Raw genomic sequence first — 13,713 nt, 5'->3', positions numbered from 1 at the left:
GTGGATATGTTGCAGACGTTACCGGGTGTTAATGTCTTGTTCGTCGCCGGGTTCGGGCCCATATCGCGGGATACGGAGTCCAGCGCCGCGTTTTATGTCCAGACACTCGGCCTTCCGCTGAGGCCGATGGAGGGGAACAGCGAATATCTGCTCACTGAAGAGGGCCAGCTGGAAGGCGTGAAGCATTTTGCCGTCTGGCCGCTCGCACAGGCGGCTGCGTCCTGTTTTGGAGAAGAACAGTGGCCCACGGAGCACCCGATACCGCAGGGATGGATTGAGTACGAAGTACAGGATCTGGACTCGGCTACCCGCGTTCTGAGCGAAAAAGGCTATCGGTTGCTGGTGGCTAACCGTATAGAGCCGTGGGGGCAAACCGTCACTCGCCTGCTCAGCCCGGAAGGTTTGCTTACCGGGCTGACGATTACGCCGTGGCTGCGGGGGTAATGGGTTTTATCCTGGCGCGATGCAGACTTGGATGAGGATAATGTCTGCTTTGAGCGAAGAGCGGACATCTTTAGTGGGTTGATTTTGGTGCTCTTACCTCTATGTAGCCATTTTATATGGCTACATTTATACAGAAGTAAGGATTAGTCTTTTCCCGGACCATAATTAAATTTTGTACCTTTGCCAATGGCGTAAAACTGTCCGCCAGCTACGTAATGGACAGTACGTAGTTCATCAGGCGCATCATCAAAAATCCAGTGCCCATTCCTGAAAACGCGGTCATCACTCCATGCTCCGACAATTTCCCCCATGAACAAGTTGTGCTGCTTTTCATTTTCTTCATTGGGTATAACCTTACAGACTAGCCAGCCAGCGCAACCTACAACTAAAGGCAGATCAAACTCTTTCTGATAAAAAAGTGGGATTTTATTGTTTTTTTCGGGTGTGTCAGAATAACTGTGACCGCCTGCATATAAAACCATTTCCATCTGATTTACTACTGGGACCTGGACAACGTAATATCCACTTTTTTCGACAAGGCCGCGTGTAAATGCCTGTGGACCTATAAAAGCCATCACTTTGTTATTGCCTACTAATCCCACCCAGGCAGCTGCCATGACATTTTCAATACCATTATTTTTAGCCGATATCATCGTCGTTGGCCCGAGCTGCAATAAACGATAGGCTTTGTTTAACTCTACTGGTTGAATTGACATAATTTACTCTTTTGAATTCTGAAAAGTAAGAGAGGTTGCTTATTTGATTGTTCGATTATATGACTGGAATAGTTGCAAATTAATTGCTATTATCAAAATACATTATTGCAATTTTCACAACAATCATGAACAAACTTGATGCTCTAAAGTTTTTTATCATTGCCTCTGAAACCCTGAACTTCCGCGAAGCAGCCATAAAGCTGTCGGTTTCACCATCAGTAGTAACCCGAACAGTCGCTGAGTTGGAGAAACAGCTTGGTGAACCTCTTTTCAAACGCAATACTCGCTCGATCTTTCTCACCAGTTTCGGTGAGTTATTTTTACCCCAAGCGAAGCGCTTGCTGGAAGATTCTGAAAAGCTATTTCAGGCAGCGAAAGATGATAATGAAATGAAGGGTATTGTTCGTATCACATTACTTCGATTTCCAAATCATGAACAAATCTTGTATGAACTTTTGACTGCTCTACGTCCATATCCTGAGTTATTTATCGACTGGCGTTTAGATATGATGAAACTTGATACTATCGAGCATCGTATCGATATAGGTATACGTGTAGGGCGAGAACCTAATCCAAACTTTATAATTAAAAATATCGGGCAAGTTGAACATATTCTGGTTGCGTCCCCTGAACTCATTGCTCGCCTGGGAGCACCAACTGATTTAGAAGATCTTCGACAGCGTTATCCATTTAGTGGTTTAATTAATCCTGAGACGGGAAAATCATTTGAGTTTATGAGTGACGCAGTGAATACTTTTGTCCCTCGTCATATTGAGTTTTATACTACAGACCCATACGCCGAGATTCAGGCTGCATTGGCCGGGAAAACGGTTGTACAATCCAGCGATTTTATCTGTAGGGAGTACTTAGCAAGCGGTCAACTTGTTCCCCCACTGCCTGAACTGCGACAGGAGAAATGGCAATTTTATTTATATCGGCCTTACCAGTTGATTACTCCCAAAAGAGTGACTGTCGTTTTTTCGCTATTAGAAACAATATTACGTAAATATTTCGCATCAAAATAATCTTCTCCTCAACGTCCGCTCCTGGCACAAAGCAGTCATAAGGAAAGGCAGTAAGACCTTCCACAATCGAGGGGCGTCCGTTGCCAGCTTCCATATAATTCATTTTCGTTAGCACTGGATTTGTGGAATGCTCCAGTCACCACAGCACCTAACTCCGCAAAGCCTCAACAATCTCCCCCTCCATTTTCTCTGGGGTAGTCATCGGAGCAAAGCGCTTCAGTGGTTTACCGTCGCGTCCGATAAGAAACTTAGTAAAGTTCCACTTAATTCGCTCACCCAGCACGCCGGGTAATTCGTTTTTAAGATAACGAAACAGCGGATGCGCTGCGCTACCGTTAACCTCAACCTTCTCGAACATCGGGAAACTCACGCCGTAGTTGATGTAACAGGTTTTCGAGATTTCGTCGGCGCCGCCGGGTTCCTGTTTACCGAACTGGTTGCAGGGGAAGCCCAGCACCACTAACCCCCGATCGGCGTACTTCTTGTACAGCGCTTCAAGACCAGCATATTGCGGCGTGAAGCCACACTGGCTGGCGGTATTCACGACCAAAACCACCTTTCCGGCATAGTCGGCCATAGAGGTAAGCTGTCCATCCAGACGGGTGGCGGTAAGTTGATAAAAGCGAGTCATACAAAATCCCTCAAAGTTGGCCGAAAAGTCACGGTGACCATCCACAGGGCCGTCACCGTGTAGAAAGTTTACATTCAAGCAGGCTATTTGTGATACATTCCTGGCGCGCCAATGACCACCACACTCGCTATCAGGTATGCAGAACATAACAAAAAAATTTCGCTGGCTTCTGCTTACTCTCCCACTCCTCAGCGGTTGTGGCACGCTTTCACAAATGTCCTCCCCGGAAGGTACTCAGGAACTTCTCACCCATGATTCGCTGGATGGCGACGTTGACAGCGTGGTGCGTCACTACATGGCGCAAAAATCCGTTCCGGGAATGACGGTCGCGGTCATTCATAATCACGGCTCACCGCAGTTTTACACCTGGGGCGTAACCGATGCGGTCAATCGTTATCCGGTCATGCCCGACACCCTGTTTGCTCTCGGCTCGCTCAGCAAAGGGATCACGGCGGAAGTGGTGGCTTGTCTGGTCAATAAAGGGCAACTGAACTGGAACGATAGCCTGGCAACATTGTTACCGCCAGGTACCCCGCTTAGCGCGGATGCACAAAAAATCACCCTGCTTGAACTGGTAACCCACACCTCCGGCCTGCCGCGTCAGAATATGGATGTTCCGATGCTTGGAAAATTCATCAGCTATTTAAGCACGGGCGATAATTTCTACGGCGAGCTGGATAGCGATAACGTGCTGCGTTACCTCGCCGAATGGCAAGCGCCAAAGAATAAAGTGCCGCAATACTCCAATACCGGCTACGCGCTGATCGGCTATATCCTGAAACACAAAACAGGCGAAGATATCCAGAGTTTAGCCTCGCGCTATATTTTCCATCCGCTGCAAATGGCTAACAGCAGCTTTACGCCACAGCAGCTAAAAGGATACCCGCAGCGCGCCCTCGGCCACGCAGGCGATCAGCCGAAATTCATCCCGCGCGGACAGCTCACGCCGGACTGGCATTTTTCCAACAACATGGTGGCGGCAGCGAGCTTATACAGCAACGCCGAAGATCTGGCGGCCTATGCGCGCTATCACGTATCGACGACCCACAATCCCTTGCTGGACAGCGTCTTTGCCGAAGTCAGAAATACCGATATTCAACGTCCCGACGGGATACAGGGTATTGCCTGGACCACCGACTTTATCGGTCTGGAAAAAATCACCTATCAGGTCGGCTATATCGGCGGCTACTCCAGCTTTATCGGTTATGACAAAGAAAAAGGCAATGCGGTGGTGGTGCTGCAAAATACCTTTAACTGGAGTAATTACATTGGCATCGCGCTGTTGATGGATATGGCGAAAAAAGACAGCCTTAGTATCTCTGGCAACCGTTTTGCGAATAATGGGATGCCTGAACGCGTTTATCAGCAATTACGGTGAGTGCCCGCAGTCAGATTAAGGCCTGATGCGCCAGATCTTCACGAGTCGGCCCCTGAAAGTAGATGGTACTAATATGGCAACTTCGAGGCTGAGTCAGCACAAAACGCATCGTTTCCCAGATGGACCGTCCATTCACCAGACACTCCCCCATTCTTGTTTGACGATCGACATGTGCATCTAAACCGGTCAGTTCAAAATCAGGCGGATATAACCCGGTTACCCGAATATTTTCTTTGGATAAGTGTGCTGACAGTTTCGTTAGAAAGCCGCTTAGCCCGTGTTTACTGGCAAAAAAAGCGGGATGGGCAATGGAATCTGTAAAGTTCGGAATACCGCATGCGGATATAATCGCAATGATGTCTGCGCCGTCTGAGCGTCGCAATCCTGAAAGCAGCGTCTGGGTGAGCAGGATTGAACCTGTCAGGCCTGAACTAACGGTATTGACGATTTCAGAGCTCGATTGTTCGTCTATTGTTCCTGACAGCCACTGAGCAGCATTCAGTATTAAAATATCGATTGGCCTGTCTGAATGTAAGACTTGCGAAGAGAACTGAGAAACGGATTCCGGCTGGGCTAAATCACAGAGATACCCTCTTGCCACACACCCTTCAGCCGCGATGAGGGCGCAAGTTTTTTCTATATCCTCCTCGCGACGGGCGCTAAAATCAACGTCAACGCCCTCTCGCGCCAGCCAGACGCAAAGCGCCTGACCAAATCCCCCGCCGCCGCCCGTGATAACAGCGCGTTTTCCTCTCAGCATAACTCTGCGTCCTTTATCGTGATGAGTCTGTGTCGGAGGATTTATAGCATGATGAGGCGGGGTCACATCTTCCCGTTAGTGCCCTGGCGCAGACTTCCCGTCCTACACCGCCGACTTCGGCCTTAAATTCTCATCAAACGTCAGCCGCTTCCGTTCAGGCTCAACCTCGCGCAGCGGTTCAACCTGATGCATCGTCAGCTTGCAGCGCTCCACCAGCACCTGGTATTCCCGCGTGCCCTGCTGCTTCCAGACGAGCTCCTGCTCGCTCAGCTCGCGAATCGCTTTGGCCGGGCTGCCGATAATCAAATGGTTGGCGGGCATCTCCGCTTTCGCCTTCACGAACGCAGCCGCGCCGACGATGCTGTTTTCACCAATGACCGCCCCGTCCATCACCACCGCGTTCATGCCCACCAGCGCATTGCGGCGGATCACGCAGCCGTGAAGAATGGCGCTGTGGCCGATATGCCCGTCCTCTTCCACCACCGTGTCCTGCTCCGGGAAGCCGTGCATCACGCAATTATCCTGAATGTTCGCCCCGTCTTTCACCACGATACGGCCAAAATCACCGCGCAGGCTGGCATTAGGACCGACATAAACGCCTTTGCCCAGAATCACGTCGCCAATCAGCACCGCCGTTGGGTGAACGTAGCTCTCGTCAGGCACGACCGGCGTCAGGCCGTCAATTTGATAAACAGGCATCTTCCCTCCTTATGCGCTTGTGAGACCACCAAAGCGCTGATAGTAGAGCGTGCCGGGCACGGGCAGTTCGCCGACGGAGGTTTCGCCCTTCTCGCTGACAAACGCCAGCGCTCCCGGCGCGACACGCTGATAGATATTTATGCAGAGCTGTCGGGCGCTTTGCCCCGCCCAGTGCGCGGGCAGTAACTCTTCCGGCAGTAGCGGATCCTTCAGCACCACGCGACGATAAAAGTGAATCAGCAGCAGCTGGATCTGGAAGCAGCGTTCCGGCGTCAGCTCCTCGGGCGCGGCCTCTTTCAGCAGCGGCAGCAGCGGCCGGAACGAGCTGATAAACGACTCGTACATCGCGTTTTGCTCGGTTAACTGCCAGCACTCTTCCACGCGTGAACGCAGCGCGGCGCGGGAGAGCGCCAGCGGCGAGTGGGCTTCAAAGAAAATCACGTTTTCCGCCACGCCGGCATCGTGAAGCAGGGACTGCACGTCCGCAAGATGCTGCGACGGCGAGGCCATCAGGCTCGGCGCCAGCGTGCCAAACCCCTGCCAGATCAGCTGCTTTTTAACGTCGGCCAGGGTGGTTTTATCCAGCCCCTCGGAGAGCAGCAATAGCCATTTTCCGTCCCAGGCGGGCAGTTCCGCGCGGTAGATCTTATTCTCCGCGCGACGCGTCAGGCGCAGCCCCTTATCGCTCAGGCGGTAAAAGCTACGTCGTCCGATGCGCGAGACGTCCAGCCAGCCCTCTTTGTTGAGGCGAAACAGCGCGGTACGCACGAACCGTTCGCCAAACCCCATGCCTTCCAGTAAGGCAGCCAGGCTGCCGAGCCAAATCTCACCGCCGCGATGGGAAAGCGCGTCACCGTATAACGAGGAGATAAGCGAGGTCCCGCTGACGGGAACGGAGCTGACCGCGTGCTGGATAAAGGCGTCGAGTTTATTCATGTGATTCATTCTGTTGTTATTTTTGTCCTGGATGAATCATAGCATAGGATTCTGGGATAGCCCTTCACCCTAACCCCCTCCCTTTGGAAGAGGGCCGGGGTGAGAGGAAACTTAACCGTTGGCCGCCGCTTTACGCAAATCAAACACCCGGCAGGCTTTTCCCTCCGAGCGCGGGATGCTGCCGCAGTTCACGATCGTCACGTCGGTGGAAATCCCCACCATCGACTTAATGCGGTGGCGCAGCTGGTGGCACACCTGACAACGCTGCTCGTGGGTCAGCGTGAGGCTGCTCTCTTTTAGCTCCACCTTCACGGAAAGTGAATCAAGATGTCCGCGACGGTTCACCTCCAGCTGGTAGTGCGGCGAAAGATGTTCGAACTTCACGATCTCCTCTTCCAGCTGCGACGGGAAGACGTTGACGCCGCGGATGATCAGCATATCGTCGCTGCGGCCGCTGATCCGGTCCATACGGCGCATGCTGCGCGCGGTGGCCGGGAGCAGGCGCGTCAGGTCGCGGGTGCGGTAGCGGATCACCGGCAGCGCCTCTTTGGTCAGCGTGGTGAACAGCAGCTCGCCCTGCTGGCCGTCATCCAGCGGCGTGCCGTCGTTCGGGTTGACGATCTCAGGGTAGAAATGATCTTCCCAGATGGTCGGGCCGTCGACGGTTTCGATACACTCCATCGCCACGCCCGGGCCCATCACCTCGGAGAGGCCATAGATGTCCAGCGCCGTAATGCCCAAGCGTTTTTCAATTTCGCGGCGCATGGCCTGCGTCCACGGCTCGGCGCCGAAGACGCCCACGCGCAGGGAACAGCCGCTGGCATCGCCGCCCATCTGGCGCTCCAGCTCCTCAATCAGGTTGAGGCAGTAGGATGGTGTCACCATGATCATGTCCGGCTGGAAATCACGGATCAGCTGCGCCTGTTTCTCCGTCTGGCCGCCGGACATCGGGATCACCGTCGCGCCTAAACGCTCTGCGCCATAGTGCGCCCCCAGCCCGCCGGTAAACAGGCCGTAGCCATACGCCACGTGAATTTTGTCCTTCGCGCTGCCGCCCGCCGCGCGCAGGGAGCGGGCCACCAGGTTGGCCCAGTTATCAATGTCGCCCTGCGTGTAGCCGACAACAGTCGGTTTGCCGGTGGTGCCGGAAGACGCGTGAATGCGCACCACCTGCTCCATCGGCACGGCAAAGGTATCGAACGGATAGTTATCCCGCAGGTCCTGCTTGGTGGTGCACGGGAATTTACGGATATCCGCCAGCTCTTTGAAATCGTCAGGGTGAACGCCCGCGGCGTCAAACTTGCGTTTGTACATCGGCACGTTGTTGTAGGCGTGATGCAGCGTCCATTTCAGACGCTCTGTCTGCAGCGCCTGTAACTCGTCAAGGGAGGCCGTTTCAATCGGATCAAGCTTTGTTGTATTTGTCATTGTAGGGTACTCACATTGTTTTTATGCTCAAACACGCTCAAGGATCATGGCAATGCCCTGACCCACACCGATGCACATCGTACACAGCGCGTAGCGCCCGCCGCGTCGGTGCAGTTCATTACTCGCGGCCAGCGCCAGCCTGGCGCCGCTCATGCCCAGCGGGTGGCCCAGCGCAATCGCGCCACCGTTCGGGTTAACGTGCGCGGCATCGTCCGGCAGGCCCAGCTGACGCAGCACGCCCAGCGCCTGCGCGGCGAAAGCTTCGTTAAGCTCGATGACGTCCATATCGTGAATACTGAGTCCGGCGCGCTCCAGCACCCTGCGGGTGGCCGGCACCGGGCCGAGCCCCATCAGACGTGGCTCCACGCCTGCCGTCGCCATCGCCACGATCCGCGTGCGCGGGACTAACCCCTGCGCCAGCGCCATATTCTCGCTGGCGACGATCAGCGCCGCAGCGCCGTCGTTGACCCCGGAGGCATTCCCCGCCGTGACCACCCCGTTCTTACGGAACGGCGTTTTCAGCCCGGCAAGCTGTTCAAGCGTGGTGTCCGCGCGCGGATGTTCATCCACGCTGAACGCTGTGATCGCACCTTTTTTACCCGGCACCTGCACCGGCACGATCTCCTGCGCCAGAATGCCGTTCTGCTGTGCCAGCGCGGTACGCTGCTGGCTGCGCAGGGCGAACGCGTCCTGATCGGCACGGCTGATATTTAACAATTCAGCTACATTCTCTGCCGTTTCCGGCATACTGTCAGTTCCGAATTGCTGATGCATGAGCGGATTCACAAATCGCCAGCCGATGGTGGTATCAAAGATCTCCGCCTGACGCTGAAACGCGGCGGTGGCTTTGCCCATCACAAACGGCGCGCGCGACATCGACTCCACGCCGCCCGCAATCAGCAGCTCGCCATCGCCCGCCTTAATGGTGCGCGCGGCAAAACCAATCGCGTCCAGCCCGGAACCGCACAGGCGGTTAATGGTGGTTCCGGATACCGTCTGCGGCAGCCCGGCCAGCAGCGACGACATGCGCGCCACGTTGCGGTTATCTTCCCCCGCCTGGTTGGCGCAGCCGAAAATCACGTCGTCAATCCGCCCCAGATCGAGCTGCGGGTAGCGGGCCAGCAGCGCGCGCAGCGGAACGGCACCGAGATCGTCAGTTCGAACAGCGGAAAGCGCGCCGCCGTAACGGCCCACCGGGGTTCGAACGCCATCACAAATAAATGCGTCACGCATCAGGCCTCTCCTGTCACGCTGCCGCCGATGCGGTGAGATTTTCCGCGAAAAAGGGCGACGGTTTTCTGTTGTTGGTTCTGGATTTCAATGTCGTACACGCCGGTCATCTTGCCCTGATGCTTAACCCGCGCGGTGGCGGTGAGCGTGTCCCCGGCGAAGCCCGGACGCAGGAAATCAATCGAGCAGCCGGAGGCCACCGCCGCCAGCCCCTGACTATTGCAGGCGTAGGCAAAGGCAGTGTCCGCCAGCGAAAACAGCTGCCCGCCGTGGCAGGTTTTGTGGCCGTTCAGCATCTGCGGGGTGATGGTCATGGTTACCACCGCGTAGCCCTCGTCCATCTCGACAATGTCCATCCCCATCGCCTGCGCGCAGGCGTCCCGTTCGTACATGGTGCGGGCGTTATGCCAGGCGTTATGACTCATAGCTACTCTCCAGAAGCGCGCGCTGGCGCAGCAGTGAACAGGGGCGATAGCGCTCTTCGCCGTAATGACGCTGCAGGTTCTCCAGCAGCGTCAGCAGGCGCTGCCAGCCCAGGCGCTCACCCCAGGCGATCGGCCCGCTCGGGTAGTTCACGCCCAGGCGCATGGCCGTGTCGATATCCTTCTCGCTGGCGACCCCTTTTTGCAGGGCATCCAGCGCTTCGTTGGCAATCATCGCCAGCGTTCGCCAGATCAGCAGGCCGGGATAATCGGCAATTCGCACCACCCGGTGTCCCTGCTGCTGCAGGTAGCGGATAGCTTTTTGCGTCGCGGTATGCGGGTTGCTGGCGGCGGCGGCAATGACCGCCACGTCACGCTCAATCCGGTCGACCACAACTACCGGGCCGTTGAGCCGCAGCGCCAGCGCCTGCGCGGTCTCTCCCTGCGTTTCAATCAGGTACACATCATCAATTTCTGTGACACCGTCACGTATTTTTTCCACGCGCATCGGGCTATAGCTGTCGTTCACCGACTCAACCCACTGCACGTCAGGTTTGTCGCCCTGCCAGTCGTACACGCCCTTCCCGCTTTTCTTGCCCAGCCTTCCAGCCAGCACCAGCTCCTGCTGGACCAGCGAAGGCAGAAAACGACGCTCCTGCCAGAAGGCGTTAAATACCGAGCAGGTCACCGCAAAATTCACGTCCTGGCCAATCATGTCGGTCAGCTCCAGCGGCCCCATCGGGAAACCGCCGCCGTCGCGCAGGGCGGCATCAATCACCTCAGGCGGGGCGACCTGCTCTTCCAGCGCGCGCCAGGCTTCGGAATAAAACGGACGCGCGACGCGGTTGACGATGAACCCCGGCGTTGACTGGCAGCGAACGGGCTGTTTGCCCCAGTTCAGCGCCAGCTCGCACAGCGCGTCGGCCACTTCCGGGGAGGTCCCCAGCCCGCTGACCACCTCCACCAGCTTCATCACCGGCGCCGGGTTAAAGAAATGCAGCCCTGCGACGCGCTCCGGGTGGTGGACGTCCGCCGCAATCGCCGTGACGGAGATGGAGGAGGTATTGCTGGTCAGCACCGTCTGCGGCGGGCAGATCTCAGCCAGCTGGGCAAACAGCGCCTTTTTCACCTCCAGCCGCTCGGAGGCCGCTTCAATCACCAGATCGGCCGCGGAGAGCGCGTCGATCTCCGTGACGGGAACAAGCCGGGCAAGGGTCTGGCTCCCGGCATCGGCGGAGAGTTTTCCGCGCGTCACACGGGAGGCCAGACGCTGGCGGATCCCGTCGATAGCGCGGGATACCGCATCGCTGGAAATGTCATAGAGCAGCACCTGATGCCCGTGGCTGGCCGCCACTTCGGCAATCCCGGCACCCATCGTGCCGCTGCCGATCACGGCGACCGTACGTATGTTCAGCATCTTATTTCCCCGTAAAGTTCGGCGCGCGCTTCGCAAGGAAGGCGCTAACGCCCTCGCGGTAGTCGTCGCTGCGCCCGGCCAGGCGCTGATAGTCGCGCTCGAGATCGAGCTGAGCGTCCAGAGTATTGGTTTCCGAAGCATTGATCGCCTGCTTGATCAGCCCCAGGCCGAAGGTCGGCTGCGACGCAAAATGCAGGGCCATCTGCTGTGCCGTGGTGGAGAGCTGCTCGTCATCCACCACCTGCCAGATCATGCCCCACGCCTGCGCCTGTTCGGCGCTGAGCTTGTCGCCGAGCAAAGCCAGCCCCATGGCGCGGGCGCGTCCGGCCACGCGCGGCAGCAGCCAGGTGCCGCCGCAGTCCGGCACCAGACCGAGCTTGCTGAAGGCCATCACAAAGCTGGCGGAGCGCGCCGCAATCACCATGTCGCACCCGAGCGCCAGCGTGGCGCCCGCGCCCGCCGCTACGCCGTTAACGGCACAGATGACCGGCTTCGGCAGCTTTGCCAGGCGGCGCACCAGCGGGTTGTAGAAGGTTTCGACGGACATGCCCAGATCCGGCGCCGGGCCGTTGGGGTCGACGTTGCGGTCGTTCAGGTCCTGACCGGCACAGAAGCCGCGTCCTGCCCCGGTGATCAGCAGGCAGCGGATAGTGTCATCGCGCTCGGCCTGTTTCAGGCAGTCGGCCAGCTGCTGGTGCATCACGTCGTTAAAGCTGTTCAGACGCTCCGGACGGTTCAGCGTAAGGGTCATCACGCCCTGTTCTACATGACTGAGAATAAATTCCACAATTAGCGTCCTTTAAAGTCGGGAGTGCGTTTTTGTAGGAAGGCGTTGATGCCTTCCCGGCGGTCTTCGGTGGCAGAAAGCAGCGTAAACAGCTGGCGCTCCTGGGCCAGACCGGCCTGGAGCGGCACCTCCTGGGACTGGCGCAGCGCCTGTTTGGCCGCCTGCAGCGCCAGCGGCGAGTGGCGCGCCATCAGGGCCGCCTGCTTCAGGGCATACTCCAGCGTCAGCGCCGCCGGGAAAACGTCGCTCACCAGCCCGGCGTTCAGCGCCAGCCCGGCGGAAATGCTCTCGCCGGTCAGCACCATTTTGCTGGCCAGCGATTTACCGACGCTGCGGATAAGGCGCTGGGTGCCGCCCGCGCCGGGCATGATGCCAAGCGTGATTTCCGGCAGGCCGAAACGGGCGTTGTCACCGGCAATCACCACGTCGCACAGCAGCGCCAGCTCGCAGCCCGCCCCCAGGGCGAAGCCGTTTACGGCGGCGATCAGCGGTTTAGGAAAAGCATTGATACGCGCCCACAGCTGCGGGCGGATATCGTTCAGCGTGGCGAGCAGGTCTTTCTCCGCCATTTCGTTGAGATCGGCCCCGGCGGCAAAGCAGCGCTTGCTGCCGTAAATCACGCAGACGGAAATCTCGGCATCCACGGCAGCGGCCTCAAGCTGTTCCGCAAGCTGGGTCAACAGCGCGTTGTTGAGGGCGTTGCGCGCCGCCGGACGGTTTAGCGTCAGCTGCAGCACGCGGCCATGACGGGTAACAATCAGTTCGCTCATGCCATCCCCTTCGCGTCGAAGTCGACGATCACGTCGGCGGTTAACGGCAGCGACTGGCAGCTCAGCACATACCCGGCCGCCAGCTCGTCCGGCTCCAGACTGTAGTTGGTTGCCATGTCCACCTTCCCGCGCAGCACTTTGCATTTACAGGTGGCGCAGACGCCGCCCTTGCAGGCATACGGCAGATCCGCTCCCTGACGCAGGGCGGCATCGAGAATGCTTTCGTCGTCCGCCGTCAGGGTGATTTCACGGTCGCGCCCGTCCTGGCGAACGGTCACTTTTTGCCCACCCACCTGCACGTGCGCCGCGCGCTTAACGGTGATTCCGGAGGTGTTAAAGCGCTCAAGGTGAATGGATTTGTCCGGCATCCCCAGCGCCTTCAGCGTGGCTTCCGCGTCGTCCATCATTGCGGACGGGCCGCAGATAAACGCCTCGTCGTACTGGCGGAAGTTGATCAGGGTTTTCGCCAGCGCCTGCAGCTTTTCCCCGTCGATGCGGCCATACAGCAGGTCGCTGTCCAACCGCTCCTGGCTGAATATGGAGACCAGCTGCAGGCGCTGCGGGTATTTGTCCTTCAGGTCCGCCAGCGCCTGGCGGAACATCATGCTCTGGCTGCTGCGGTTGCCGTAGATCAGGGTGAAATGGCTGTTCGGTTCGGTCTCAAGCGTCGCGGAGATAATCGCCAGCATCGGAGTGATCCCGGAGCCTGCCGCAATTGCCAGATAGTGGCCTTCGCGTTCGGCCCGCGGCTGGTAGCCAAACTGCCCCTGAGGAACCATTACCTCCAGCGCCATGCCCGCTTTGATCTCATCCCGGGCATAGCGGGAAAAGCGCCCGCCTTCAATCGCCTTGACCGCCACGCTGATTTCGCCCGGGGCGGTACTCCGGCAGATGGAGTAGCAGCGGCGCAGCTCGTCCCCGCCAAGCTTCGTTTTTAACGTCAGGTGCTGGCCTGGGCGGAAGCGGTAGGCCTCCTGCAGCGCCTGCGGCACCGCAAAGGTGATGGTTACCGCGTCGCGGGTTTCGGGTTCCACTTTTGCCACTGTTAATGAATGAAACGTTGTCATGGC

General features: G+C 57.4%; 15 protein-coding genes. 3 read left to right on the top strand and 12 right to left on the bottom strand.

Annotation, left to right across the window (positions count from 1 at the left end; translation table 11 throughout):
- Nucleotides 1-6 precede the first annotated feature (6 nt).
- A complete protein-coding gene (locus AB3N39_RS09745) occupies nt 7-444 on the top strand; it encodes a VOC family protein (RefSeq protein WP_136194804.1) in 438 nt (145 codons plus the stop codon).
- Nucleotides 445-587: 143 nt separating this feature from the next.
- Here AB3N39_RS09745 and AB3N39_RS09740 read toward each other — a convergent pair whose 3' ends face one another.
- On the bottom strand, nt 588-1,160 hold the full coding sequence (locus AB3N39_RS09740; protein WP_248173988.1) for a flavin reductase family protein: 573 nt from the start codon (nt 1,158-1,160) through the stop codon (nt 588-590).
- A gap of 125 nt (nt 1,161-1,285) precedes the next feature.
- On the opposite strand from AB3N39_RS09740, the gene AB3N39_RS09735 reads away from it, so the two are divergent.
- On the top strand, nt 1,286-2,185 hold the full coding sequence (locus AB3N39_RS09735; protein ID WP_136194802.1) for a LysR family transcriptional regulator: 900 nt from the start codon (nt 1,286-1,288) through the stop codon (nt 2,183-2,185).
- Between the two features lie 148 nt (nt 2,186-2,333).
- Here AB3N39_RS09735 and AB3N39_RS09730 read toward each other — a convergent pair whose 3' ends face one another.
- Nucleotides 2,334-2,816, bottom strand: a complete 483-nt coding sequence (locus AB3N39_RS09730; RefSeq protein ID WP_288461670.1) for a glutathione peroxidase — start codon at nt 2,814-2,816, stop codon at nt 2,334-2,336.
- A gap of 136 nt (nt 2,817-2,952) precedes the next feature.
- On the opposite strand from AB3N39_RS09730, the gene AB3N39_RS09725 reads away from it, so the two are divergent.
- The gene (locus tag AB3N39_RS09725) at nt 2,953-4,194 is read left to right on the top strand and encodes a serine hydrolase domain-containing protein (RefSeq protein ID WP_367897256.1); all 1,242 of its coding nucleotides are present in this window, start codon (nt 2,953-2,955) and stop codon (nt 4,192-4,194) included.
- A gap of 10 nt (nt 4,195-4,204) precedes the next feature.
- On the opposite strand, the gene AB3N39_RS09720 is transcribed toward AB3N39_RS09725, so the two are convergent.
- From AB3N39_RS09720 to paaE, 10 genes are all read right to left on the bottom strand, one after another.
- Nucleotides 4,205-4,954: an SDR family oxidoreductase gene (locus AB3N39_RS09720; protein WP_367897255.1), complete on the bottom strand. Its 750-nt coding sequence runs from the start codon at nt 4,952-4,954 to the stop codon at nt 4,205-4,207.
- A gap of 102 nt (nt 4,955-5,056) precedes the next feature.
- The gene (paaY, locus tag AB3N39_RS09715) at nt 5,057-5,653 is read right to left on the bottom strand and encodes a phenylacetic acid degradation protein PaaY (RefSeq protein WP_143345056.1); all 597 of its coding nucleotides are present in this window, start codon (nt 5,651-5,653) and stop codon (nt 5,057-5,059) included.
- 9 nt (nt 5,654-5,662) lie between these two features.
- Nucleotides 5,663-6,598, bottom strand: coding sequence for a phenylacetic acid degradation operon negative regulatory protein PaaX (gene paaX, locus AB3N39_RS09710; protein WP_028016008.1), 936 nt, complete (start codon nt 6,596-6,598; stop codon nt 5,663-5,665).
- A 102-nt stretch (nt 6,599-6,700) separates the two neighbouring features.
- A complete protein-coding gene (paaK, locus tag AB3N39_RS09705) occupies nt 6,701-8,017 on the bottom strand; it encodes a phenylacetate--CoA ligase PaaK (protein WP_136194799.1) in 1,317 nt (438 codons plus the stop codon).
- Nucleotides 8,018-8,044: 27 nt separating this feature from the next.
- Nucleotides 8,045-9,250 (bottom strand): 3-oxoadipyl-CoA thiolase, encoded by a 1,206-nt coding sequence (gene pcaF, locus AB3N39_RS09700; protein WP_367897254.1) that lies wholly within the window; start codon nt 9,248-9,250, stop codon nt 8,045-8,047.
- Nucleotides 9,250-9,672 (bottom strand): hydroxyphenylacetyl-CoA thioesterase PaaI, encoded by a 423-nt coding sequence (gene paaI / locus AB3N39_RS09695; RefSeq protein WP_143345054.1) that lies wholly within the window; start codon nt 9,670-9,672, stop codon nt 9,250-9,252. The genes pcaF and paaI overlap by 1 nt, the downstream gene beginning before the upstream one ends.
- On the bottom strand, nt 9,662-11,086 hold the full coding sequence (gene paaH, locus AB3N39_RS09690; protein WP_143345053.1) for a 3-hydroxyacyl-CoA dehydrogenase PaaH: 1,425 nt from the start codon (nt 11,084-11,086) through the stop codon (nt 9,662-9,664). The genes paaI and paaH overlap by 11 nt, the downstream gene beginning before the upstream one ends.
- Before the next feature lies 1 nt (nt 11,087).
- A complete protein-coding gene (gene paaG, locus AB3N39_RS09685; protein ID WP_367897309.1) occupies nt 11,088-11,876 on the bottom strand; it encodes a 2-(1,2-epoxy-1,2-dihydrophenyl)acetyl-CoA isomerase PaaG in 789 nt (262 codons plus the stop codon).
- Complete coding sequence (gene paaF, locus AB3N39_RS09680; RefSeq protein WP_367897253.1) at nt 11,876-12,643, bottom strand: 2,3-dehydroadipyl-CoA hydratase PaaF; 768 nt, start codon at nt 12,641-12,643, stop codon at nt 11,876-11,878. The genes paaG and paaF overlap by 1 nt, the downstream gene beginning before the upstream one ends.
- The gene (paaE, locus tag AB3N39_RS09675; RefSeq protein ID WP_348942700.1) at nt 12,640-13,710 is read right to left on the bottom strand and encodes a 1,2-phenylacetyl-CoA epoxidase subunit PaaE; all 1,071 of its coding nucleotides are present in this window, start codon (nt 13,708-13,710) and stop codon (nt 12,640-12,642) included. Before paaE ends, paaF begins: the two co-directional genes overlap by 4 nt.
- Between the last annotated feature and the right edge of the window lie 3 nt (nt 13,711-13,713).

It is taken from the genome of Enterobacter vonholyi (assembly GCF_040834095.1).
Taxonomy (GTDB): Bacteria; Pseudomonadota; Gammaproteobacteria; order Enterobacterales; family Enterobacteriaceae; genus Enterobacter; species Enterobacter vonholyi.
Note: the sequence above shows the minus strand (reverse complement) of the source record. Positions and strands in the feature narration are given on the sequence as shown.